Origin of the sequence: Akkermansia sp. BCRC 18949 (assembly GCF_045011645.1) — a bacterium.
Lineage (GTDB): Bacteria > Verrucomicrobiota > Verrucomicrobiia > Verrucomicrobiales > Akkermansiaceae > Akkermansia > Akkermansia massiliensis.
The window spans coordinates 2,435,260-2,459,335 of sequence record NZ_CP123619.1 but is presented as its reverse complement, the minus strand read 5'-3'; the positions used below and the strand labels follow the sequence as shown (position 1 = coordinate 2,459,335).

At 56.8% G+C, this 24,076-nt stretch carries 17 protein-coding genes; 11 read left to right on the top strand and 6 right to left on the bottom strand.

The window, feature by feature from the left end:
• Window positions 1-2: 2 nt before the first annotated feature.
• From P8A25_RS10280 to P8A25_RS10270, 3 genes are read right to left on the bottom strand one after another with little or no spacing between them, the layout of a single operon-like run.
• Complete coding sequence (locus P8A25_RS10280; RefSeq protein ID WP_022396280.1) at window positions 3-1,109, bottom strand: ABC transporter permease; 1,107 nt, start codon at window positions 1,107-1,109, stop codon at window positions 3-5.
• Window positions 1,106-2,869, bottom strand: a complete 1,764-nt coding sequence (locus P8A25_RS10275) for an ATP-binding cassette domain-containing protein (RefSeq protein ID WP_102727832.1) — start codon at window positions 2,867-2,869, stop codon at window positions 1,106-1,108. Before P8A25_RS10275 ends, P8A25_RS10280 begins: the two co-directional genes overlap by 4 nt.
• Complete coding sequence (locus P8A25_RS10270; protein ID WP_022396278.1) at window positions 2,866-3,888, bottom strand: efflux RND transporter periplasmic adaptor subunit; 1,023 nt, start codon at window positions 3,886-3,888, stop codon at window positions 2,866-2,868. The genes P8A25_RS10275 and P8A25_RS10270 overlap by 4 nt, the downstream gene beginning before the upstream one ends.
• A gap of 132 nt (window positions 3,889-4,020) precedes the next feature.
• Between P8A25_RS10270 and alaS the strand changes: the two genes are divergently transcribed.
• Both alaS and pssA read left to right on the top strand, forming a co-directional pair.
• Window positions 4,021-6,849 carry an alanine--tRNA ligase gene (alaS, locus tag P8A25_RS10265; RefSeq protein WP_215443225.1) on the top strand — a complete coding sequence of 943 codons (2,829 nt, stop codon included), beginning with the start codon at window positions 4,021-4,023 and terminating at the stop codon, window positions 6,847-6,849.
• 33 nt (window positions 6,850-6,882) lie between these two features.
• A complete protein-coding gene (pssA, locus tag P8A25_RS10260) occupies window positions 6,883-7,707 on the top strand; it encodes a CDP-diacylglycerol--serine O-phosphatidyltransferase (RefSeq protein WP_022396276.1) in 825 nt (274 codons plus the stop codon).
• Between the two features lie 280 nt (window positions 7,708-7,987).
• On the opposite strand, the gene P8A25_RS10255 is transcribed toward pssA, so the two are convergent.
• Window positions 7,988-8,503, bottom strand: coding sequence for a hypothetical protein (locus tag P8A25_RS10255; RefSeq protein WP_102720996.1), 516 nt, complete (start codon window positions 8,501-8,503; stop codon window positions 7,988-7,990).
• A gap of 64 nt (window positions 8,504-8,567) precedes the next feature.
• Between P8A25_RS10255 and folP the strand changes: the two genes are divergently transcribed.
• The 6 genes from folP to P8A25_RS10225 all read left to right on the top strand — a co-directional run bounded on the left by folP (window position 8,568) and on the right by P8A25_RS10225 (window position 18,088).
• Entirely contained in the window at window positions 8,568-9,407 is an 840-nt protein-coding gene (folP, locus tag P8A25_RS10250; RefSeq protein ID WP_022396274.1) for a dihydropteroate synthase, read from the top strand.
• Between the two features lie 7 nt (window positions 9,408-9,414).
• On the top strand, window positions 9,415-12,006 hold the full coding sequence (locus P8A25_RS10245) for a YfhO family protein (RefSeq protein WP_215443222.1): 2,592 nt from the start codon (window positions 9,415-9,417) through the stop codon (window positions 12,004-12,006).
• Window positions 12,007-12,196: 190 nt separating this feature from the next.
• Window positions 12,197-12,421, top strand: coding sequence for a hypothetical protein (locus tag P8A25_RS10240; RefSeq protein WP_102729168.1), 225 nt, complete (start codon window positions 12,197-12,199; stop codon window positions 12,419-12,421).
• 341 nt (window positions 12,422-12,762) lie between these two features.
• Window positions 12,763-15,210 (top strand): two-component regulator propeller domain-containing protein, encoded by a 2,448-nt coding sequence (locus P8A25_RS10235; protein WP_180973133.1) that lies wholly within the window; start codon window positions 12,763-12,765, stop codon window positions 15,208-15,210.
• Window positions 15,210-16,655 carry a hypothetical protein gene (locus P8A25_RS10230; RefSeq protein ID WP_022396270.1) on the top strand — a complete coding sequence of 482 codons (1,446 nt, stop codon included), beginning with the start codon at window positions 15,210-15,212 and terminating at the stop codon, window positions 16,653-16,655. Before P8A25_RS10235 ends, P8A25_RS10230 begins: the two co-directional genes overlap by 1 nt.
• Before the next feature lie 23 nt (window positions 16,656-16,678).
• On the top strand, window positions 16,679-18,088 hold the full coding sequence (locus tag P8A25_RS10225; protein WP_102729170.1) for a hypothetical protein: 1,410 nt from the start codon (window positions 16,679-16,681) through the stop codon (window positions 18,086-18,088).
• Window positions 18,089-18,452: 364 nt separating this feature from the next.
• On the opposite strand, the gene P8A25_RS10220 is transcribed toward P8A25_RS10225, so the two are convergent.
• Window positions 18,453-18,605 (bottom strand): hypothetical protein, encoded by a 153-nt coding sequence (locus P8A25_RS10220; RefSeq protein WP_180975283.1) that lies wholly within the window; start codon window positions 18,603-18,605, stop codon window positions 18,453-18,455.
• A gap of 162 nt (window positions 18,606-18,767) precedes the next feature.
• Here P8A25_RS10220 and ispG point away from each other — a divergent pair, with 162 nt between their 5' ends.
• The 3 genes from ispG to P8A25_RS10205 all read left to right on the top strand — a co-directional run bounded on the left by ispG (window position 18,768) and on the right by P8A25_RS10205 (window position 22,723).
• A complete protein-coding gene (gene ispG, locus P8A25_RS10215; protein ID WP_022396268.1) occupies window positions 18,768-20,528 on the top strand; it encodes a (E)-4-hydroxy-3-methylbut-2-enyl-diphosphate synthase in 1,761 nt (586 codons plus the stop codon).
• A gap of 30 nt (window positions 20,529-20,558) precedes the next feature.
• Window positions 20,559-21,209, top strand: a complete 651-nt coding sequence (locus P8A25_RS10210; protein WP_102729172.1) for an SDR family NAD(P)-dependent oxidoreductase — start codon at window positions 20,559-20,561, stop codon at window positions 21,207-21,209.
• A gap of 329 nt (window positions 21,210-21,538) precedes the next feature.
• Window positions 21,539-22,723: an acyltransferase gene (locus P8A25_RS10205; protein ID WP_102727348.1), complete on the top strand. Its 1,185-nt coding sequence runs from the start codon at window positions 21,539-21,541 to the stop codon at window positions 22,721-22,723.
• 68 nt (window positions 22,724-22,791) lie between these two features.
• Here P8A25_RS10205 and P8A25_RS10200 read toward each other — a convergent pair whose 3' ends face one another.
• Window positions 22,792-24,069: an alpha/beta hydrolase family protein gene (locus P8A25_RS10200; protein WP_215443218.1), complete on the bottom strand. Its 1,278-nt coding sequence runs from the start codon at window positions 24,067-24,069 to the stop codon at window positions 22,792-22,794.
• Window positions 24,070-24,076: the final 7 nt, after the last annotated feature.

The window sequence follows — 24,076 nt, the reverse complement described above, 5'->3', positions numbered from 1 at the left end:
CGTTATTCGAGGGATTTGGGGGCTTTCAGCCGGGCGATGCCCATGAGCACCACGGCAAAGACGCCCAGCGTGATGCAGCACGGAATGATGACGGAGGGGATGTCCCCGGCCAGGAAGAGGGTCTGGAGCAGGGTGACGTAGTAGCGGGCCGGGATGATGTAGGTGATGGCCCGGACGGCGGGGGGCATGTTGAGGATGTCGTACAGGAAGCCGGAGAGCATGAGCGCCGGCATGAAGGTGCCCATGATGGCGAACTGGCAGGCCAGGAACTGGTTTTTGGTGGCGGTGGAGATGACCAGCCCCAGCCCCAGGGCCACGATCAGGAACAGGGCGGAGACCGCCAGCAGCAGGATGAGGGAGCCGCGGATGGGGATGTCAAAGACGAAGGCGGCGAAGATCATGGAGATGGCCAGGCTGACCATGCCCAGCAGGAAGTTGGTGGCTGCCTTGGCCGTCAGGATTTCCCCGCTGCCCACGGGCGTGACGAAGAGGCTTTCCAGCGTGCCCCGTTCATATTCCCGCGCCATGACGAGGGAGGTGAGCAGCGCCCCGATCATGGTCATGATGGTGACGATGACGCCGGGGACCAGGTAGTAGTGGCTGTCGTTGGCTTCATTAAAGCGGGTGCGCGTCTGCACGTCCAGCACGGGGGCGGCCTGGCCGTTCAGGGAGGCTGCCCAGGACCCCACGACGGCCTGGAGGTAGTTGCGGATGAGGGTGGCCTGGTTGGCGTTGACGCCGTTGACCACAATCTGGACTTTCGTGACTCCGCCGTTGAGCGTGTCCGGCGCGTCGCTTTGCAGGGCGATGAAGGCGTCCGCCTCATGGGTGCGCAGCTTTTCTTCCGCCTCCCGGGTGGAGAAGACGCGCGCGGTCTGGAAGTACCTGGAGAGGGTGAGCCGCGTTTCCAGCTCCGTGGACTGGCTGGAGGCGGGAACGGCCAGGTACGCGATGCGCACGTTTTTGATGTCCATGCTCATGCCGTAGCCGAAGAGGAGCAGGAGCACGGCCGGCAGGATGACCGCAATGCCCACGTTGCCGGGGTCCCGGACCACCTGGTGGAGTTCCTTGACGATGAGGGCTCCGATTCTTTTGAGGGAGGCGATCATGCTTCTTCCCCTCCTTTCTTCATGTGTTCCTCCGTGATGGACAGGAAGGCGTCTTCCAGGGAAGCGGGGGCGCCGTCCTCCCGCGGAGGGGCGTGTTTGCGGATGTCGTCCGGGGAGCCTTCCGCCAGCGTGGTCCCGTCCATCATGATGAGCATGTTGTCGCAGAATTCCGCTTCTCCCAGGAAGTGCGTGGTGATGATGATGGTGACGCCTTTTTCCGCCAGGGCGTTGATGCGCAGCCAGAAGTCCCGCCGGGCCAGGGGGTCCGCGCCGGAAGTGGGTTCGTCCAGAAAGAGGATGTCCGGGGAGTGGAGGAGGGCGCACGCCATGCTGAGGCGCTGCTTGTAGCCGCCGGGCAGGTGCGCGGCGGGGGCGTTCATGTACGGGGTCAGGTGGAATTCCTCTTCCATGGAACGGATGGCTTCCTGCCGTTCCTTTCCGGCCATGCCGTAGGCCCCGGCGAAGAATTCCAGGTTCTGCCGCGTGGTGAGCATGCCGTACATGGAGAATTTCTGGGCCACGTATCCCACTTTCCTGCGCGCCCGCGCGGCGGCGGTCCTCAGGTCCGCCCCGGCCACGTTGAGTGTGCCGCCGCTGGCGGGCAGCAGCCCGCAAAGCATGCGGAAGGTGGTGCTTTTTCCGGCCCCGTTGGGGCCCAGCAGCCCGAAGACCTGCCCCCTGCGGACGGAGAAGCTGACGTGGTTGACGGCAATGAAGCTGCCGAATTTCCTCACCAGGTCCGTTACCTGGATGACGGTGTCCCCGTTTTCCGCCTGTTCCGGTTCCGGCGGTCCGGCGGGGACGGGGATGTCCTGCGGAGCGAGGTCCATTTGATCGGCCAGCAGGGTCATGAAGCCGTCGGAGAAGTCCGGCTGCGCGGGTTTGGGGTGGTATTCCTCCAGCTTTTCCCGCGCAGGGTGGCCGGGGGGAACGATGATGCGGACGGTGTTGCCTTGCGGGGTGGCGTTGATGATGCCGGGCACGGCGGCCAGCCTGCTCTGGAACTGGCGCGCATGCAGCCCCTCCGGCGTGCGCACCGTGACGCACATGCCTTCCGCCCGGGCAATGACGTCGGAGGGCGGGGCGTCCATGAGCAGGCGCCCTTCATACATGATGAGGGTTCTGTTGCAGTAGGCGGATTCGTCCATGTAGGAGGTGCTGACCAGCACTCCCACGCCTTCCTCCCCGGAGAATTGCTTCAGGATGTTCCACAGTTCCCGGCGGGAGAGCGGGTCCACGCCCACGGTGGGCTCGTCCAGCAGGATGAGGGGCGGGGAGGAGACCAGGGAGCAGCACAGGCCCAGCTTCTGTTTCATGCCGCCGGAGAGCTTGCCCGCCAGGCGCGTGGTGAAGCGTTCCAGATTGGTCATGGAGAGCAGGCTGCGGAAGCGTTTTTCCCTGTCCTGGCCGTAGACGCCGTGCATGCGGGCGTAAAGCTCCATGTTTTCCTGTACGGTGAGATCCTCGTAAAGCCCGAATTTCTGCGGCATATAGCCTATGGAGGCCTGGATGGCCCGGCTTTTTTTCACGGAGTCTAGGTTCAGCACGGAGATGGAGCCGCCGTGCGGTTTCATCAGTCCCGTGATGAGGCGGATGAGGGTGGTTTTTCCCGCGCCGTCCGGCCCCAGCAGTCCCACGATTTCCCCGGCGGAGAGGCGGAAGGAAACGCCGTCCACCGCCGCGAAGGGAACGCCGGCGGGGTCCGGAAACATTTTCTGGACGTTCCGGCAGTCAATCAGGGGCTGGGAGTCCGTAGTCATGGCCTGGGCTGTTCCGGAGGCTGCGTTCCGGCATTCTGGTCCAGGGGGATGGTGACGGTAGCGGGGGCGCCCAGGCGCAGCTGGTTGTCCGGGTCGTCCACGATGATGCGCACTTCATAGACCAGGGCTGTTCTGAGGTCCGGCGTTTCCACGTTTTTAGGGGTGAATTCCGCCACGGAGGAGATGAAGCCCACCGTTCCCTTGAAGTCCGTATCCGGGAAGCTGTCATTGTGCACGGTGGCGGAGAAGCCGGGCTTCACTTTGCCGAGCTGGGATTCCGTGAGGTAGGCCCGCACCCATTTGGTATGGTTCAGGGAAAGGTTGTAAACGGGTTTCTGCGGGGAGGCCATGTCCCCCTTTTCCAGAATGCGGTTGCGCACCACGGCATTGCTGGGGGCGTAAAGCACGGCGTCTTTCAGGTTCTGTTCCCTGATGGTCAGGTTGGCTTTGGCCTGGTTGTACTGGGCCAGGGCCTGGGCGATGTCTTCCACGCGGGAACCGGCCAGCAGCAGCTCCAGTTGTTTTCTGGCTACGTCCAGATTGGCGGCGGCCACCTGCTGGGAGGCGATGGCGTCGTCCGCCTCCTGGCGGGAGATGGATTTGGTTTCAGCCAGAGCCACCAGCCTCTTGCTGCGCACCCCGGCGTTGTTCAGCGTAGCTTCCGCCGCCTGCACGTTCGCCCTTGCCTGGGCTATTTCTTCCGCGCGCGGTCCGTTTTTAACGCGCAGGTAGTTCTGGCGGGCGGCTTCCGCGGTTTGCCGGGCCTCGTCCGCGGCCTGTTGCAGCCGCACCGTTTCCAGCGTGGCGAGTTTCTGGCCGGGAACAACCGTATCTCCCTCGTCCACCAGCACGGAATCAATGCGTTCGGAAATCAGGAAGGCCAGGTCCACCTGGCGCAGGTCCACATTGCCGTAAAGAACGGCCTTGTCCTCAGGCCCGGACGGAGCTTCCCGGTAGATGAACCAGGCTGCCGCTCCTGCCGCCGCAAGAAGAATCAGGAGGATCACCAGCTTTTTCATGTCTTTATTTATACGCATGTATAATTTATTACAAGCAAAAATGCAGCCGTCATGACGGAGAAGGAATTAGCGGTTTACTAACGGGGGCGGAACAGGCATAATCCGGCGACTTTTACTTTTCCTATTATTGATATGATGACCGCCACCGAGATACGCCAAAGCTTTCTGGACTTTTTCCGCGAGAAACAGCACACGGTCGTGCCCTCCGCTTCTTTGATGCCCCAAAGCCCCGGTTTGTTGTTCACAAATGCCGGCATGAACCAGTTTGTTCCGTATTTCCTGGGCGTATGGACTCCCCCCTGGACGCCCGCCCGCGCCACGGACACCCAGAAGTGCATCCGCGCCGGCGGCAAGCACAACGACCTGGAGGATGTGGGTTATGATTCCTACCACCACACGTTTTTTGAAATGCTGGGGAACTGGTCCTTCGGGGATTATTTCAAGAAGGAAGCCATCCGCTGGGCCTGGGAACTGGTGGTGGAACGGTGGGGATTTCCCGCGGAACGCCTGTACGCCACCGTGTACGCCCCGGACAAGACCAAGGGCGACCCCGGGGAGTTTGACCAGGAGGCATGGGATTACTGGGCGGAGCTGTTCCGTTCCCGCGGGCTGGACCCGGACGTGCAGATCGTGCACGGGAACGTGAAGGATAATTTCTGGATGATGGGGGAAACCGGCCCCTGCGGCCCGTGTTCCGAGCTGCACGTGGACCTGACCCCGGAGGGGAATACGAAGGGCAGCCTGGTGAACAAGGATTCCGACCAGTGCATTGAAATCTGGAACCTGGTGTTTATCCAGTATAATGCGGAGAGCGACGGCTCCATGCGCAATCTGCCGGCGTGCCACGTGGATACGGGCATGGGTTTTGAACGCGCGTGCTCCATCATGCAGTGCACGGACGGGTTCAAGGATTTTTCCCGCAAGCCTTCCAATTACGCCACGGACGTGTTCCGCCCCCTGTTCGACCGTCTGGAGGCCTTGAGCGGCCGGAAGTACGCGGACGTGTATCCGGCGCCCGGTTCCAAGAGAGTGGAGGCGGGGGACGACACCCTTCAGGAGGCGATTGCCTTCCGCGTGATTGCCGACCATCTGCGCACGCTCAGTTTTTCCATAGCGGACGGCATTCTTCCCGGCAACAATGGCCGTAATTACGTGCTGCGCCGCATTCTGCGCCGCGCCGTGCGCTACGGGCGCCGCCTGGGCTTCACCCAGCCGTTCCTGGCGGAACTGGTGGATACGCTGGTGGAATCCTTCGGCCAGGTGTTCCCGGAGCTGTCCGCCCGCGCCTCCACCGTGAAGGAAGTTCTGAACCGTGAGGAGGCCAGCTTCAATGAAACGCTGGACCGCGGCCTGGAGCTGTTTGACGCTGAGACGGCTTCCGCCGGAAAGGTGAGCGGCGAGTTCGCCTTCAAGCTGTATGATACGTACGGCTTCCCCATTGACCTGACCGCGCTGCTGGCGGAGGAACGCGGCCTGGACATCGACATGGAACGGTTTAACAGGCTGATGGAGGAGCAGCGGGAACGCGCCCGCGCCGCCCGCAAGAGCGAGGTGGTGCGCGCCCTGGATTTGAAGACGGACGCCGTGACGGAATTTACGGGATACGATGTGGACGAATGCGCCGCCACGGTGCTGGAAGTGAGCCGCCAGGGGGATTCCCTGTTCATCATTACGGACAAGACTCCGTTTTATGCGGAGATGGGCGGCCAGGTGTCTGACGCAGGGTTGATTGAAATCGGCGGGGAGAGCTACCATGTGATGGCCGTCCAGCAGATCGGCAATGCCCGAGCCCATGTGGTGGAAGCCCGCGAAGGGCTGGACGTGAAACCCGGCGACCGCGTGCATTTGAGCATTGACGCGGAACGCCGCCGCCGCATTGAGGCGCACCATACCGCCACCCACCTTCTTCACTGCGCCCTGCACCAGGTAGTCAGCCCGGATGCGGCCCAGCAGGGTTCCTTCGTTTCGGAAGACCGCCTGCGTTTTGACTTTAACAGCGCCGCCGTGGCGCCGGACCAGCTCCGCCTGATTGAAGAGAAGGTGAACGGCTGGATTGAGGCGGCCCTCCCGGTGCACTGCACGGAACGCGCCTATGCGGACGTAAAGGGCAATTCCGCGATTGCCCAGTTCTTCGGCGACAAGTACGGGGACGTGGTGCGCGTGGTCCAGGTGGGCGGCTGCAGGAATGAACTGGACGGCGTTTCCATGGAATTCTGCGGCGGAACGCATATGGCCAATACGAAGGATATAGGCCTGTTCAAGATCAAGAGCGAGGGGGCCATCGCCTCCGGCGTGCGCCGCATTGAGGCCATGACGGGGGACGCCGCCCTGGAAATGATCCGCCAGCACGTCGTCGCCCGGAGCCTGGAAATCGCCAAGGCGGTGGAAAAGATCAAGGAAGTCAATTATGAGCTGGCGGACATGGGGCTGGAACAGGTTCCGGTTCCCACGATTGAAGACAAGCCGGGGCTGTCCGCCCTGGGAGCCTCCGACATCCGGACGGTGAATGATTCCCTGGCGCGTTTCGACGCCTCCGTGGAGCATTTCAAGCAGACAGCGCTGGAGGCGGAAAAGAAGCTTAGGAAGGCTCGCGCCGGGCAGTCCGCCGCCAGGGCTGACGCCCTGCTGAATGAATGGCTTTCCGATGACCCCGCCTCCCTGATCCAGGTGGCGGAAGGGGCCGGGGAATTGCTTCAGGAATTGCTGAACGGCCTGAAAAAGCGCCAGTATGCGGGCGCCGCCTTCCTGCTGTGCGTGGACAGTTCTTCCTTGCTCCTGGGCGCTTATTGTGGCAAAGATGCCATTGCGGACGGATTGTCCGCCGGGGATATGATCCGCGAGGTTTCCGCTCTTGCCGGAGGCAAGGGGGGCGGCCGTCCGGACCAGGCCCGCGGTTCCGCTCCGCAGGATGCCGATCCCCAGGCCCTGGCTGCGGCGGCCCGCAACATTATTAACGGGTAAGCCCTTCACGGGGCGCCCCACTGGACACCGATCATGGACAAGAAGATTTTTCCGGACGAACCTGAGATTCCCATTCTGCCGAACCTGTTTACGGCAGGGAACCTGGTGTGCGGGTTTTTCGCCATTCTGACGATTTTTGAAGGGATCAACCAGGCGGACAGCGACGCCGTGGCGGCCTTCTCCTATTACCAGAATGCCACGTTCCTGATTTTCGCGGCGTGCCTGTTTGACTTGTTTGACGGCCGCATTGCCCGCATGCGCGGGCAGGACGGCCCCTTCGGCCGGGAATTCGATTCCCTGGCGGACATCGTCTCCTTCGGCATTGCCCCTGCGCTGCTGGTGGCCAAGGCCGTCTTGTTCCAGCTTTCTCCGCCGGAGGTTGGCTGGGGCATAGGCATCCTGTACCTGCTGTGCGCCGCCCTGCGCCTGGCGCGGTTCAACTGCATGGCCGCCGCTCCCCGCAAGGAGGGGCAGAGCAGCGACTTTGTGGGGCTGCCCGTTCCGATGGCGGCGGGAGCCGTGGTTTCCACCATGTACCTGGTGATGTACCTGGCGGGAAGGGCTCCGAACGGGGCCATGGACCTGGGCGTCTTCAAGTACGTGATTGCCCTGGCGATGGCGGGGGTGTCCGTCCTGATGATGAGCCGGGTGGTTTATCCCAGCTTCAAGCACATCAACATGCGCACGCGGGGGACCATGTACGCGATCGTGCTCATTGTGCTGACGGTCATCTGCATCTTCAAATTCCCGTGGGTGATGCCCGCGGTCATTTTCTCCATTTACCTGCTTTACGGGCTGGTGCGCCCCTGGGTGGCCCGCCGCTGGCGTAACAGGCTGGAAGCCAGCGATGGAGAATAAAAGGGCTTTTTAGGAAGCTGTTCCTCCTTTAAATGGGCCGTCGTGCGCCTGGCCAGGGTGGTTGGCGCGGATTTGCCGTGTTTCAAACCTCGGGCATGCCTTTGGACCAGGTCTTTTTCTGGGGAAAGAAAACGTCCGTCTCCGGAACTCGCCGCAATTTTCCCGCACGGCGGTATAACGTCGAACCGGCCGCGCATCACAGAGACGGCGGCCGGTTGAAAGACGGAGAAAACGGATGGCATGCGCGAAGGGGGGAACCATTGCCCCGCGGATCCGGCGCTTACTTGCTCTTCTTTTTAAAATCGTCGGCAAAGGGGTCCTTTTCCGGAGCGGTGGGAACGGCGTGCGTCTCAATGTCCTTGGTGCTCTTGACCAGCGTGATGCACACGGGCTTGCTGCGGTTGCCCATGTCGTCATATGTGTAAAGGAAGCGGCGCACGAGTTCCTTGCTCTTGGAATCGAACATTTGCTCCTCCCTCAGGTTGGCGTTGCCGTCGTAACCGTAGCGTACGAAAAAGAGTTCGTTCTTCTGCCCGTCAAAGATCAGGCATGAGCGCAGTTCTCCAAAGGGGCCTCTTTTGTAGAGGGTTACGGAAACGAGAACGTTGTGGATGTTGTAAGTGGTTTTTTTCATCCCCTTGCCGTCCCCGGTCTTTTCAAAGTAGCTGCGCGACCCGTCTTCATGCTTGACCATGCGGGAGGAAGCGGTCTGGACGTTGAAATCATCCTGGCTGGCCGCCAGGGCTCCGGCCGTCATGAGCAGGGGGATGATGAGAAGCAGGGGCGTTGTTTTCATGGTGAAAAAAGTGTTTCTGACTTATTAAAGTGATGTATAGTGCCTTTGACAAGAACGTAATTAGATGAACTGGCTTGTAAGGCGAGACATATTGAATGTGGCGCGCGGCGGCGTGCTGATGGGAATTGTAAACGTCACTCCGGATTCCTTTTCCGACGGAGGGCGTTTCCATACGGTGGAACGCGCCGTTTCCCATGCAAAAGAGCTTGAGCGGCAGGGAGCCCTTATTCTGGACATTGGGGGGGAATCCACCAGGCCGGGTGCGGCGGAGGTCTCCGTGGAGGAAGAACTGGACCGGGTGCTTCCCGTGGTGCGGGAACTCCGCCCATGCACGGACGCCGTGATTTCCGTGGATACGCGCCATGCCGCCGTGGCGGCGGCTGTGCTGGAAGCGGGAGCGGACGTGATCAATGATATTTCCGGATTGCAGGAGGAGGGAATGGCGGAGCTGTGTGCGGAGGCGCGCTGCGGCGTAGTGGCGATGCACATGCAGGGACGGCCTGAAACGATGCAGAACGCGCCTTTTTATGAAGACGTGGTGCGGGAGGTGCGCGGCTATTTTGAGGAGCGTTATGATTTTCTGCTGGGCCGCGGCCTGGTCCCGGAGCAGATTTGCTGGGACCCTGGCATCGGCTTCGGCAAGACGCTGGAACACAATCTGGCCCTGCTGTCCAATATGGACAGGCTGGAGGTGGCGGGACGTCCGGTATTGCTGGGCCTTTCCCGCAAGCGCATGCTGGGAGCCGTTCTGGGTGATGCGGAGCAGGGGCGGGCGCCGCTGAGCACCGCCGTGATGACGGTATGGGGACATTTGCACGGCGCCCGTATTCACCGTGTTCATGATGTGGAGGAATGCGCCCGCGCCCTGCGCCTGGTCCAGGCCGCCGAACCGTTTGTCCGCTGATTGAGCCATGGAACCCGCTTCTTCCCGCCCGGTATTGACGTCTCTGGCGTCTGTTGCGTTCGCCCTGGCCGTTCTGTTCCTGTTCCTGGCGGTGCGCGGAATTTGGCCGCTTGGCGGCCATTACCTGGAATACATGGATAACGGGCAGATGGTGTATCCCACCTTGAAATATTATGCCTCCGCCCTGATGACCGGAACGTTGGACGGATCCTTCTTTTATGATGTCAATGGAGGAGCGGGCATCCGCGTGAGCCCCTCCCTGCCGCACCAGCTGCTGGTTCCCTCCACCTGGATTGTGGTGGCGATGGGAGACTCCTTTCTGTTGAAGGACATGGTATGGGTGATGCTGGCGGACGCGGCCTGCATCTGCCTGACGGCTTCCTGGTTCCTGAGACGCGTCTTCCCCTCCCTGCCCGTATGCTGGACCGTGCTGCTGACGGCGGGTTATGCCCTGGGGGGATTTTTCCAGACCAAGTACGGGTTCATGCAGTTCCTGGACCACGCCGCCATGTTCCCCCTGTTTGCCCTGGGCCTTTACCAGCTGGTGAACGGAGGGAGGGGGTGGCTGTATGCCGTCGGCCTCTTCCTGCTGGCTACCTCCATGTACAGCGCTTTCATGGCCGTCGTGACCGGGTGGCTGTTCGCGTGGGCCTTCACGCTTCCCCTGAAAGGGACGGCAGAACGCCGCGTCCGGCTGGCGCGCGTGTTCTGGTACACGGCGGCGGTGACGCTGGCGACCTGCTATTACTGGCTGCCCATGATGGAGATGAGCCGGGATTCCATGCGGTCCCTGTTCATGACTCCCCCCACTTTTTTTGAACTGTCCTGGCCGTTTGACCCTCCCAAATTCCTGGAACGCCTGTATGCCTGCCTGCCGGGAATGGCGTGCGCCGCGTTGGCTGCCGTCTATCTGGTTTACGGGAGGAAGGAGGCTCCGCCGGCGAACAGGGAGAGGCGGCTGTTTCTTCTCCTGCTGGCGGCGTCCGTGCTCCCTGCGTTCATTGAACCCCTTCACCGCGCCGCCCATCTGTGGAGCTACGTGGATTTTCCGGTCCGGTTCGGGTTCATTCCCAATCTGGTGGTGGCGTCGTTCTGCGCCTGGATCCTGTCCGGCGGGAGGCTGCCGCAGCCGGCGGGGCGGCGCTGGGGCTGGGGATGGAGCCTTGGCCTTCCCGTGGCGGCGTTTGCCGTCTCCCTGATTGTCCTTCACGTGACGGATATGGACCTGGTGGCGCGCCTTCTGCCTCTGCTGTTTTTTTCATGCGCGTGGCTGTGCTGGCGGCATGCGGAAGGCAAAAGGCTGGTGTGGTCCATAGCCGCCGTGATGCTGCTGGGGCTGCCCGTGGGGGCTGCCGCGTTCTGGAAGCAGGGAGAAGAGGAAAAGGCCGCTGTACTGGCCCTGAATGCGGAATGGCTGGCGCGCGGAATGGACGGGTACGCCGGGCTTCTGCGCGTGAAAGACAGGGACCGCCTGCTGGTGGACAACGCGGATTGCCTGGGGCCTGTCCCGAGCATCGGCAACTTCCGGCATACCACGAGCATCAGCCATTTCCGTTTTCTGAAAAACCTGGGGTACCGGGATGAATTCACGCGCACGTATGGTCAGGGGGGTACCCTGTTTTCCGATCTGCTGCTGGGCCATGGCTTTTTGCTGGCGTCCCGTCCCGTGGAAGGAATGGAGAGCGTGCTTTCCCGGGAAGGCATGTATTTATACAGGCTTCCGGGCGCCCGCTGGGGGCTGGTGGTTCCCCAGAGCGCGCTGGGGCTGCGGCTGGATGCGGAAGCCGGCGTGTTCAGCAATCTCAATGCCCTGCATGCCGCGCTTTGCCCGTCAGCGGAAGGCCCCCTGTATGCTCCCGTGGAAGTGCGGACGGAGAGGAATGGCAACTTTTACCGGATGAGCGTGCCGGAATATCCCGGCGCGGTGTACGGCTTCCCGCAGACGGATACGGAGGAACTCCGCGTCAATGGCCGCGCGGTGCCCGTCATGGCGGAAGCGCAGAAGGCCCCCGGCGGGACGTGCCGCACCTATAATGGAGCATTGGAATTAAAGCGTGCGGGTGTAACCGGGGAAACCGTGGTGGAGGGAAGGATGCGGCGGCTGGTGGAGGCTCCTCTTCTGGCGGCTGCGGCGCGAATGCCGGAGCAGGATGTTCCGGTTCTGGGGAAAGGCCAGGATCAATACGGGTTGGAGGCGCACGGACGCGGAGGCCATGTGGAAGTGTCCCTCTCTGCCGGAAAGGGGGAGGCGCTGATGGTTCCGGTGGTGCATGACCGTGGATGGAAGGCCACGCGGAACGGGGTGGACGTGCCCGTGGAAAAGGTGGGGGAATTGATGGCGGTGCGCCTTCAGGAGGGGCGGAACAGGGTGGTGTTTGATTATTATCCGCCTCTGTTGAAAGAATCTCTGTTTGTTTCAGCCGGAACGGCTCTGCTTTTTCTGCTGTATGCGTGGTGGGCGCGGCGGCATCCGGAATCCCAGCTCAGAAGGATGGTACTGGCCTGTGGATACAGGCTCTTTCTGTGTTGCGCCGCCGTGGTGCTGGCGGCCGTTTATGTGGGGTCCGTCGTGTTGTTTGTGGTGCAGTCCATGCTGTAACGGTTTCCGGGGAATGGAGAAAGCCGCCTTCAGCCGGTTCATGTACAGGATTTGACCGCTCCTGGCGGTCCCGGGAAGCGTTGCGGGAAGACGGGTAAAACAGCGTGATTGAAGCAGTGGGGCCGGAAACGTATACGTTCCGTGGATTGTTTTCCATGCTGGGAAAGGTGACGGGGCCCGTCGTCCGGTTTTGCCCGTTCCTCCGTGGGCCGCCTATGCCGCCGTCGGCATCATGGGGATGCTTCATCGTGACGTGATGCTGACCAGGGATGAAATCCTCGGGCTGATGGAGGACAGGCCCTGCGTTGAAGGCATTCCGCCTGCCGGCTCCATCCGGCTTTCCGCAGGGGCGGAAAAGCATGCCGCGGATTTGGGAAAAGCTTATGCTTGTGAAATGTCCCGGAGGAATTGTTGATGATGAAATTAATGACTTAAAAACGGCTTAGACTATTTCTCGCGGAGTCAAGTTCGATGTCGTTGACATCTTCTACGTTTATTTCCAATGAATTAATTTTCAACAAACCGGGGGGGAGGAAGCGTGTTCCTCTTTTCAGGGGTTCATTTTTAGTTTAGTTATTTTTCAGCAGACTGGGCCGGTTTCGTTGAACTGGATCTGTACCAGTGGCTCAGTCATCTTTTTTGCGCTCCTTGGCAATTAGACTTAACAATTGACTTTTTACGTGTTTATTTTACTATTTTTTTATGTTTCTGATTGTTAGATCTTATTTATTTATTTGGATCTATTGTTTTTTATACATGGGCATTCCTTCAAATGGCGGAGAATTGCCTGCTTGTCCAGCTTCCTTTATTACGTCTATCGTTTGCAACCGTTCAGGAGATATTTGGGTTGCGACGGAAGGGAAGGGATTGATGCGCTTGCCATACGGAGGGGAAAAATGGGAGCAGCAAAAAGGAAACGGGCTGCCTGATACAACAAATTTCTATGCTCTTCTCGAAGACAGGCAGGGGCGTATCTGGGTGGGGACAGACAATAAAGGAGTGGCTGTGTGGAATGGGAAATCATGGCAACAGTACAACCAGTCAAATGCCTTGCCGGGGGAGAGGATCTTCGCCATGGCTGTATCTCCTGTCAGTGGAGATGTGGCTATTGCTACTTCCGGCGGCCTGACTGTTTATCAACCGGAAACGGAATCATGGAAAGATTACACAAGGGCGGAAGGTTTGCCGGAGGACCAGATTGCTTCTCTCTCCTTTGATCGAAAAGGAACTCTTTGGGCAGCTTTTCAAACTTCCGGAGTGGCTTCAGCAGAACCTTCCAACGGATATTCACGGTGGAATGTAGTGCAGACAAAGTGGTATTGGGATACGCTGCAGAGAGTTCGCCAACCATTTGAAGCCAGAGGGAAAGGCCTGCCTTCAAATTTTTGCAACGCGATTTGTGCCGAATCGGGCTGGATTTGGGTAGGCACCAATTCCGGACTCGGGTACTCTAAAAATAAAACAGACTGGAACTTTCTGAGGGGCAGGGACTATGGGGCGAAAAATGAAGGACTATGGAAACCGGATGAGAAAACGTCTGTCCGGCATGCTCAAAAACTCTTGAAAATGAACCGTAGGGAAAACAATGACGATTCTCTTTTGCCGGAGGATTATATCACCTGTTTTTATCCGTCTTCCCAAGGGATGTGGATAGGATTCAGGGAAAAGGGCGTTTCTTTTGTGCGGAAAAATTTACAAAAAATTCAGACTGTGGATATGCCCTGTGACGATGAAGTGGAAAAATTGGTCAGCGTGACCAGTTTTGCTTCTCTGCCGGATGGCAGCTTGTATGCCGGAACGTATGGAAAAGGATTATTGCATTTGGGCCATGTAGAGAGAAAACGGATTTTCCCGTTGAATGATGTGAAGCATCCTTCTTTCCCGGGCATTGGACAACTGTCGGAACTTTTAAAAACCAGGACAGCAATTGATGGAATGAAAAAAACAAATCCCCCTGCAAAAGCCCTTTTCTGGTATGAAGACTGGGCTACCCGGGGCGACTGGTGCGAACGCTATGGACGGAGTTACATGCTCCTGTGCGGAGCTGCCGGTCCTATGGGTTCCGTCCTTGAGGCTTTTGACAATGCATACAGATGCGAATCCGTCAAGGGTCCACACGTCAAAGTGGGTGAAAGCGGTGTATCCGGAAAAGTTATCTGGGAAAATGAACGGGGTGACGAAAACATCCTTTACTGCCCCATCAGCACGACCAGAACGCTTGCCCGGTGGAGTGACCGGGGAGAATCCGTAGACAGAGACTTTGACGGTCCGGACCTTGGCGTGCTGATTCAGGTTCCGGACAAAAAACAGCTCCTCTCCTTTTATTTTTATGATCCAACCCCGCTTGCCGACAATGATCTGGACAACAGCCTCAAGGATTACATACTCGAAATCAGAAAACTACCTGCCAATTTTGATTTTGACTCCTTCCTGGGACTTGGAAAAGAGGAGGAAGTTCAGGAAGAAGACTTATTCCGGGAACCTTCCTATGACGGGCTTAAGGATTACATACCCCTGCCTGTTCTGGCGCGAAGCAGGGTTAAATCATTTGCCGGATGTGGAGTTTACAAGAATTTCATCGTCGAAGGCTCAGGGTGGTACTACGTCAGAATATTGAAAAACTACTCAGTTTCTACAACCCTCAACGGAGTATTTATCTCATCCCTGGACGAAACGAAAATTGCTGTCGACAAACTCCTGGAAAGACTAAATCAAAAATCATTCTACTATGGGCTTTGCATACCATCTCCCCCTCCTTTGAACTCCGAGCAGGCAAGTAAACTTTCTTCTAGCCTCTTAAAATTATGGGCTGCCAGCCAAGACATGAGGCTGTTAAACGGGAAAGAAATCTTCTCATCAAGAAAACTTGGAATTTATGCCTACAGACACCTTCTTGCTACCCAGGCTCCAGATGAAATCAAAAAGAACTGGAGATGGAGACTGAAAATATGGGAAACGGAGGACAGGAAGGACTTCCGGCAACAAATGAAAAAAGCGTGGGCCAGTTTGCAGGATACGGTCTATTTCTACAGATCTTCTGAATGGGCTACATTCGCGCCGGATACCACCATTCCCTTTTCAGTCGATGAAGTCAGAAAAATGTCCGCTTTGAAAATTGATTGGAAACAGTATTTGCCGGGTTCAAACAAGAAACCGGAACTTGACGTTCAACAAATGAAAGAATGGTTAAAGAATAAAAAATAATGAGCATTAAATTATTTACTGCCATCTTCTTGCCGGCATTACTGTTTCATCTGATGCCGTTACACGCGGCGGAGGATTACAAGTGCGAAGTAAAAATAACTCCTGGCGAGAATGTCGCCATGTCCGAAGATGGGGATAAAGCCATACTGGACAAGCAGGAAGGCAAAGTTTACAAATTTAAAGCTGTTGCCAAATTTACTCCTGACTCAGAACAGGAATGGGTAGAATACCGATATGGTAAAACAAGAAAGTATATATGGGAACCTGCGCCAATCATGACGAGCGACCCTCCCAGGGGAAAGGGAGGATTTTCTTCTACGGGAATTTGCTCTCCCAGTGAAGAATACTGGGGAACTGAATTCAAGGTCAAAGTTAAGGTGAACATGGGGGTGGTCGGTCCAAAGAGAAAAAGAGAGGTGGCCGAAGATGAAATGGATGCCATAGCTCCGTTAATTCAAATACAGTTCGCCAAGTTCAGGGAAAATGCCGGGGGCAATGGTTTCACCATTCACGATCAATTCAGAGGGAAGCCTGTTCCGGTTCCGGAATTCAAAAGGGAGGATAAAACACCGGATGACGATAAATCACCCGTAGGGTACTATGCAGGGGATATTCCTTCCTTTACTGTCACCTTCAAGGCGCTGCCGGACTCCATGAAAACAATCAAGGCAACGTGCACCGACGGAATATTTGCCTCTGAAGCAACTGAATTGTCCATTGCCAATGGAAAAGCCGAGGGTGTCGTCACCGCCAAGGAAGCCGTGGAGAGAAAATGCCGGGGACGCGCAGAAAATGCATCCTGGAGTTTCTCTGTTCTGGGAGTGAAGTTATCCGCCAAGGAACAAATGACCATCAGCAAATGCTATGTTCTTCTTGACAGGGGTAATCTGGACAAGCCTTGGAAAACCCTGCTGAAAACAGCTTTTGGGAAGTGGAACTTCAGCGGAGCGACCACCCATGATCAGCTTATGGACAGGCTTAGTCGCGGTATATCCAACAGTGCTTCTTATTACGATGAATGGAACCCGGAAGTGGGAAAAACCGGCTCCCTGTATGTGGATCAGAAACAAAACCCCATGCCCTTGTCGGTAGCCGGAATGGTAGATGCCATCGACAAAGGAACGGCAAAAATCATCTGTGTGGAAGCTGCCGGTCTTATGGAATATTCTGCGTCGGTTCTCGGCTCGGGCGGAGTCAGTTCCAGAGGAGTCGGGTGGACGGAAACTAGAAAAACAACAAACGCACAAGGACAGGAGGAGACAAAATCCTGGCGCTCCGGCCATGCCTGGTGCCTTTATGGAGGTAAAGTACATAACCCTGTTCCCTACAATGCAGGTCCTACCAACAAATCGGAAAGTGATTACATAAAAGACGATTTGAAATCCGATGAAAACAGGAGTAATTTTACCGAACCTGGCGGCTGCTACTTCTCATTTAACAAATAACCATCATGACTTGCACGCACAGTATGAAAATTCTCCCCTTTTTCTTCATTGCCGTAACCCTCATAGGGCAGATTCTTCATGGGGCGCCTGTTGCAGGGAATGACCTGTATCCCGGCCAAACAGTCTGGGAAATAAAACCGGCCGCAGTATGGAACCAGACCACCATAAAATCCAATCCTGCTGAGCGCAAGGCCCGTCTGTATAACCTGTATGAGGAAATTAAACCAGGCGGGAATCCTGTTCCTGGACAGTCCGAGGCGGCAAAAGACATGGAAGGGCTCAATATATCTCAGTACTACCTGGGATGGGACTATGAGCAGAATTACTGGGTCATTGTCGATATCATGGGAAACGTCTACATGGCCGTCAAAATGTTCTACTCCCCAAACCCCGTCTACAGTCGTCAGAAAGCAGTAGATGAAATGCTTGTCTCACAAAAACAGGGACCTCCGGTCAACCGTAACCGTGAATACCGATGGACCATGTTTGGTGACGGTATAAAAATGGCATTTCTGCAAGTCCCGTTTATTTTAGACGAAGATAAAAAATTATGTGGGGAATTCTTTGCAGAACAGGAGGGGTTTTCCCTCATTGCCGCTGACCACTGGTTCTTTCCGCTTATTAGAAAAGAGCTTAAGGATAAAGAACTTTTTGAAATATCAGAGACCATACTCGCCGCACTTAATGGAAAACGCCAATTCGGGTATTTTCCGAAAAGGACGCGGCAGGCGGTGAAAAAGTGGAAGGATATTTCAAAGATGCCTTATCAAAAGAGGACCAGGCATGAAGAAGAATTAAGGAAATTAACAAAAGGCATGCCCGAGGGCTTATACGACAGGATTGATCGGAATGCTCGTGAGCTGCAACGGAATGATAATATTCTCAACCTGAATATGCCGGACGGGAACGAAGACAAGGGGCCTGAAATGATACCCAATATTAATAGCGGCATCGGAACGGTGCGCTGGCTCAAGAAGCACGTAAATATCCCTTTTATTGCGGAAAAAGGTCATGACGAATCTCATATCAACGGATGTTCCGGTACTTTTAGCGTGAACAAGAATGGACGGGATTATCCCGTCACCTACACGATTCTGCATCTTCATACGAAAGACCAGGCCTTGAGAGCGATGTTCGCGATGCAGGCGGAGCAATCAAAACAACTTATCAAGCCGGATATCCTGAAAAAAATCCTGCAGGTACATCCCGGTCTGGTGGGAGATTACGATGTCTGCCTCAAACCGGTAATCAATGAATTGGGAGTCCCCGTACCCCAGGGAGAATACTCCTCAATTAGTTTCATACGGGGTAATACGGCCGTTATGCTGAAAAACGAGACGATGGATATTTCCGTTTTGCCATTGGCAAAACAAATGGACGAAGCTTTGCTTAAGAATATGCAGTTGTTCATGAAACCCGAAGAAACACGGTAGGTTTCTTGTGATTGAAATTTAATTGCTTAGCGAATATTGGCAAAATAGCTCAAGTTTGGAAGTGCGTCGATTGGTGATTCGAGTCCGGGTAATGGGAAGAAGCGCCAAAGAAATAACGCAGCCCTATGATGTTAAAAGGAACCACTTTATACAATCTGCCCAAACGATGCAGGGAAATAGGGAAGTGTAACCGCATTTCCCAGGTTGTAACCCGGTTCCGGATTCAGAAGGGCTTTTAGTTGCGGAAAAACTTGTCTGATGCCCGCTCTTTTTCCTGATGCCGTTGCCGTTATGGGTAACTTGAGAAGTGACAGGGATTGATGAAATGATGCGATTAGTGGGAACCGGCAGTGCTTTATCTTTTTTAGAGTCCTGCCTTGACTCCCATGGAGGAAATGTGGTCCAGGGTTAATTTTTTGTGTGTCAAGCCAAAGCTTGTTCCCGGTGTTGTTGAGGGGAGTTTTACCTGCTTTTTTTCTGCTATTCGCATGAAGACATTCCTGAGCGGTTCAAACATGATGGTTATTCTTGGTTATAGTTAATTTGCTGTAAAGCGTATCAAGTCTTCGTGCAGCGGGAACGGCTCCGTTCCCTTTTCAATGTTGATGGGTTGACGTGAAAAGGCTTTCCGTTTTTGAAGGATGGTTGACAGGGGAATCTGGCGCGGTAGAGTGGTTTCATGCAGTCTTCCTATTGTCCGAGTCCTTACCGTTATACGCGCCGCGTGACCCGTGAAGTCATGGTGGGGGATGTGGGGGTGGGCGGCTCCAATCCCATCCGGGTCCAGTCCATGCTGACGTCCGATACGCGGGATACGGATGCCTGCGTGAAGGAGGCTCTGGAATTGGCCGCGGCGGGGTGCGAGATTATCCGCCTGACCGCCCAGACCAAGGCGTATGCGGCCAATCTGGAGAATATTTCCCGTGAATTGCGCGCGGCGGGTTGCCATGTGCCGCTGGTGGCTGATATTCATTTCAAGCCGGACGCCGCCATGGAGGCCGCCAAGTGGGTGGAGAAGATACGCATTAATCCTGGCAATTTCATCGACAAGAAGAAGTTTGAAGTGAGGGAGTATTCGGACGCCGAATACCGTGAGGAACTGGACCGCCTGAGGGAGGAGTTTACGCCCCTGGTGCTGTTTTGCCGGGAGCATGGCCGCGCGATGCGCATCGGGTCCAACCACGGCTCCCTGTCCGACCGCATTCTGAACCGCTTTGGCGATACGCCGGAGGGGATGGTGGAGAGCGCGATTGAGTTTGCTCAGATTGCCCGGGACTTGGATTACCATTCCCTGGTGTTTTCCATGAAGGCTTCCAACGTGAAGGTGATGGTGGCCGCCTACCGCCTGCTGGTGGAACGCATGAATGCCCTGGGGCCGGACTGGAATTATCCCATTCATCTGGGGGTGACGGAAGCCGGGGGCGGAGAGGACGGCCGCATCAAGAGCGCGGTGGGCATCGGGTCCCTGCTGACGGACGGCATTGGGGATACCCTGCGCGTTTCCCTGACGGAGGACGCCGTGCGGGAAGTGCCTGTGGCCTACCGCCTGTCCAATCCGTTCCAGCCGTCGGAGCGTTCCGATGATCCCGTTTCTTCCTTCCCCGAACCGGAGTTGAGCTATGATCCCCTGAAGTTTTCCAAAAGGCAGGGAGGGCTGGCGATGTGTTACGGGGTGCGCCTGGGCTGGGAGCAGCCCGTGCGCGTGGTGGTGCCGGATGCGGGGTTTTACGCCCTCCAGACGGAACGGGATGCGATGGGGGACATGATGCCGGAGCTGGCCTTCGGCCAACTGGAGGCCATTGAGGTGGACCCCCGCTGCGGTGACGAGCTGGAGCCGCTGAAGGAACTGGCCGAACCGTCCGTTGTCACCGTGAAGAACGGCCTGGACATGGAACCCGTGTATGCGTTCCGCCTTCTGGCTTCCCGCATGGAAGACAGGCACCTGATTCTGCTGAAGGATACGCTGGTGCCCGGTTCCGTTTCCGATGAGGACGTGCCGCTGGTGGCCGCCCGCAATATCGGCTCCCTGCTGAGCGACGGCATTGGAGATGCCGTGCTGATTCAGGGGGAATCGGATCCCCGGCTGGCTTCCTTCCTCGGATTCAATATTTTGCAGGCTACGGGGACGCGCCTGACGCGTGCGGATTACGTTTCCTGCCCGTCCTGCGGACGCACCCTGTACAATATTCAGGAGGCGACGGCCCGCATCCGGAAGGCCACGGAGCATTTGAAGGGCGTGAGGATTGCCGTGATGGGGTGCATCGTGAACGGTCCCGGCGAGATGGCGGACGCCGATTTCGGCTATGTGGGCGGCGCGCCGAACAAGATCAACCTGTACGTGAAGCACACCCCCGTCAAGTTCAACATTCCCCAGGAGGAGGCCGTGGAGCGGCTGGTGGACCTGATCAAGGAGTACGGGCGGTGGGTGGACCCCAAGTGAGGCTTTTAACGATTCCGGAGAGGTTCCAGCATGGGAAGGATGTTTATCAGCGGCGGCCACGGCGGTTTGGCGCGGGCTGCCGTGGAGTGTTTTACCGCCGCAGGATGGGAGGCGGATGCTCCGTCACACGCTGAACTGGACGTAGGGAACCGTTCCGCCGTGCGCCGCTGGTTTGACGAACATGCTCCGTATGACCTGGCGGTGTGCGCCGCCGGAATTACCAGAGACAGGCCATTCCTGAAACAGACGGAGAAGGAGTGGGACGAGGTGATGAACGTGAATGTGACGGGAGCCGCCTGGTGCGCCCGCTGTGCCGCCGCAGCCATGGCGAGGGAGAAGCGGGAGGGGCAGGTGGTAATGGTGGGTTCTTATGCGGCGCTTCGCCCGGCTCCGTCCCAGGCGGCCTATGCCGCTTCCAAGTCTGCGCTGGAAGGCTTGGTGAAGAGCCTGGCGCGGGAATGGGGAAAGGAGGGAATACGCGTTAATCTGGTGCTGCCGGGGTTCATGCTGACGGAGATGACGGCCGGGTTGAGGGAGAGCGTGAAGGAGTCTGCTTTGTCCAGGCATGTTCTGGGCAGGTTTAATACGCCGGAGCAGGCCGCGGCGTTTATTCTGTTTTTGCAGGAAGTCCTCACGGCAGCCTCCGGGCAGGTGTTCGATTTGGACAGCCGGATTGCCTGATCATGGGCAGCGGATTTCTTATCCGCGTTTTCATCAATGATGGAAAGGTTTTCCGAAAGAAAAGCCTTTCTTCACAGGGATGCAGCATGATACGCCATGTGTAAAAAGAATAGGAAATCCCTGGGAACAAGGGCCTCCCGGCCCTTGAAAAGATATATGAACAGGAGGATATGCCGCTTTCCCCCTCCTGGGATTTTATGCTTTATCAGAAAGCCGGAAGCCTGCCGTTCCCGGCGGGATACCCTTAAACCAGCGGAGGTTTTTTCTCAAATACTTTTCCCTCAAGCTTGGAACTTGACCACGGATAAGAAATCCGTTGAAATATCCCCATGAGCTTGCTGTCGGCTGGTGATCAGGGAAAAGGAAAGCCTTCTTCCTATGGTGGTCTGGATATTCCCCTGTCGCGGAATTATGGAATAGACGCCTTGCGCATTGTCGCCATGATGCTGGTTTTGGTTCTTCATCTTTTGGCCGCCACTCATGTATTGCCGCTGGACAATCATGATTCCGCTTCCTACCGGGTAGGGTGGCTTCTGGAGATTGCCGCCTATTGCGGGGTGAATTGTTATGCGCTGATTACTGGGTATGTATGCTGTGACGGGACGTTCAGGTATGAACGCGTGGTTACCTTATGGTTCCAGGTGATTTTTTATACGGCGGGCAGTCTGCTGCTGGTGCTGCTGTTTTCCTCCCAGGTGGTTCATTTTAATGACGTCCTGAATTCGTTGTTTCCCGTTTTAACCGTCCAGTATTGGTATGTGACGGCGTATGTAGGGCTGTTTTTCTTTATTCCTTTCCTTAATGTCCTGGGGAACCGGCTTACCAAATCACAGTTCCAGTATCTTCTGGTTACCGTTTTTGTTCTGTTTTCCGTGGTTCCCACCTTGCTTCACAGGGATGTGTTTCCTGTAGAGGGAGGGTATTCCATCTGGTGGCTGGGCGTTCTCTACATGCTGGGAATGTATATTAAAAAGCATGGCCTGTTGACTGGAATGAGGACGGGCGCCTTATGGATGCTTTATGCCGGGTGTGTATGTTTTGTCTGGGCGTTCAAGATGGTTCTTGACGTGGTGTCCCCGTACCTGATTGGACAGATAAGGGGCGGCGGAACGTTTATTGCCTATAATTCTCCGTTCATTGTAGGAACGGCGGTTGCCCTGTTCCTGATTTTTTCCCGCATGCGTTTTTCATCCCGCAGGACGGTTGCCTGCATTTCATGGCTGGCGGCCGCCTCGTTCAGTGTTTATGTGCTGCATTGCAATGTTTTGATAGGCAAATGGTTTTTATGGGATGTCTTTGAATGGGCCGCGTCTTCTTCCCCTGCGTTGATGGTCGTGAAGGTACTGGCAATGGCTGTTGCGGTGTATGCAGGCTGCTCCCTGGTGGATGCCGTACGGCGTTATTTGTTCAAGACTATGGACGTTAACAGGGAAGCCCGTGCAGTCGTCGGCTTTTTCGGGAAGCTGGGCCGTGCCTTCCGGAAGGTGTGCCGCAGATTGTTTCTGCATTCCTGAAGGCAGGGGAAACGTTCTGTTCCGTTATTCCGCACAACTCGTGTTTGAGAACGGGATGGTTTTCCCGCTTATTGCTGTCCCCTGCTTAAAAGGCCCTTGAGCCAGGGAATGACCAGGTCTTTTTTGAAGAAGTGGTTGCTCGGGTCCACATTGGCGAGGCGGAAAAAGGCGTCTCTGTCCAGCCCTGCGGGCAAATGTTCTCCGTGCCAGCGTTGGGCCGGGTCTGCAAAGCGGGGCTGGTGGCGGTACTGGAAATGGTCCGGCGCTCCGGCTGTGCGGTAGGCCGCGGAGATGAGTTGGAAGTCCCTGTCCAGGCCGCCTTCCGTGCAGATTACGGGGCGGGGAGCCAGAGCGGCCACAATGTCTGGAAAGTCAAACTGCTTCCAGAAACCTGGAATGAGGTGGCGGATGGAGTTGGGCGCGGAGCGCACTCCCCTGCTGCTGGGCATGGTCATGACTTTGGCGCGTTCCAGGGTACGGCACAGGAAGTCATTGTACACAAAGGCAAAGATGTCCGGATTCAGGACGCCCAGCACCATCATGGGTTCCGTTCCCAGGGAGAAGCCGCTCAGGATGATGCGGTTTTTCTGCACCCAGGGGCGTGTTTTTACCCAGTCCAGAACGCATTGGTCCATATAGGAGGTGTAGCCCAGCCAGCTCCAGTCCATTTCCAGCAGGGAACGGGCCAGGTTTTCATAGTCGTGGGAAGAGCGGCCGGCGGCGTGCTCGGCGTCGCCCTCCTCTCCCGTTCCGGCGTTATCCACCACAACGGCGGCCCAGCCCTGTTTGACGTAGTGGCAGGCCATGGCGTTGCTGCCCGGCTGCGGTACGGGGGGCTGGGCCAGGTCCGGAGACGTTTCCGCCGCCAGTTCTTCCTTGGTTTGATCAGAACCGGGGATGCAGAATAGCACGGGAACCGGATTTTTTTCTGAAGCGGTATCCGGAACAAGTACCAGAAACGGTACGGCAGCGCCCGGGAGGGGATAGGCTTCCCATTTTTCTACCCGGTAGTGTTCCCTCTGCACGGTTTTTACCAGGACGGGTGCGGGAAGGTTGTCATGAAGGGGGAATTTCATCAGTTTTTCCATGGCTTCCCAGACTTTCTTCTGCCAGGCGGGGAAGTCTTCCGGTCTCATGTCCGGAGAGAATGCGCATGACGGCTGAATGTTTTCCAGCATTGTTTGCACGACGCCGCGGGAGGAGACGTGCCGCTGGTCGTTCCGGGAGGAATGGAGTACCGCCCAGTCAGCCGCCTGGAATTTTCCTTGCGGTGAGGAAAAGGAGAGGGAGGGAAGGCAAATGGCCATGAAGAGAAGAGATAAAAATCCGGCGGTCTGAATGGTCATGGGACTA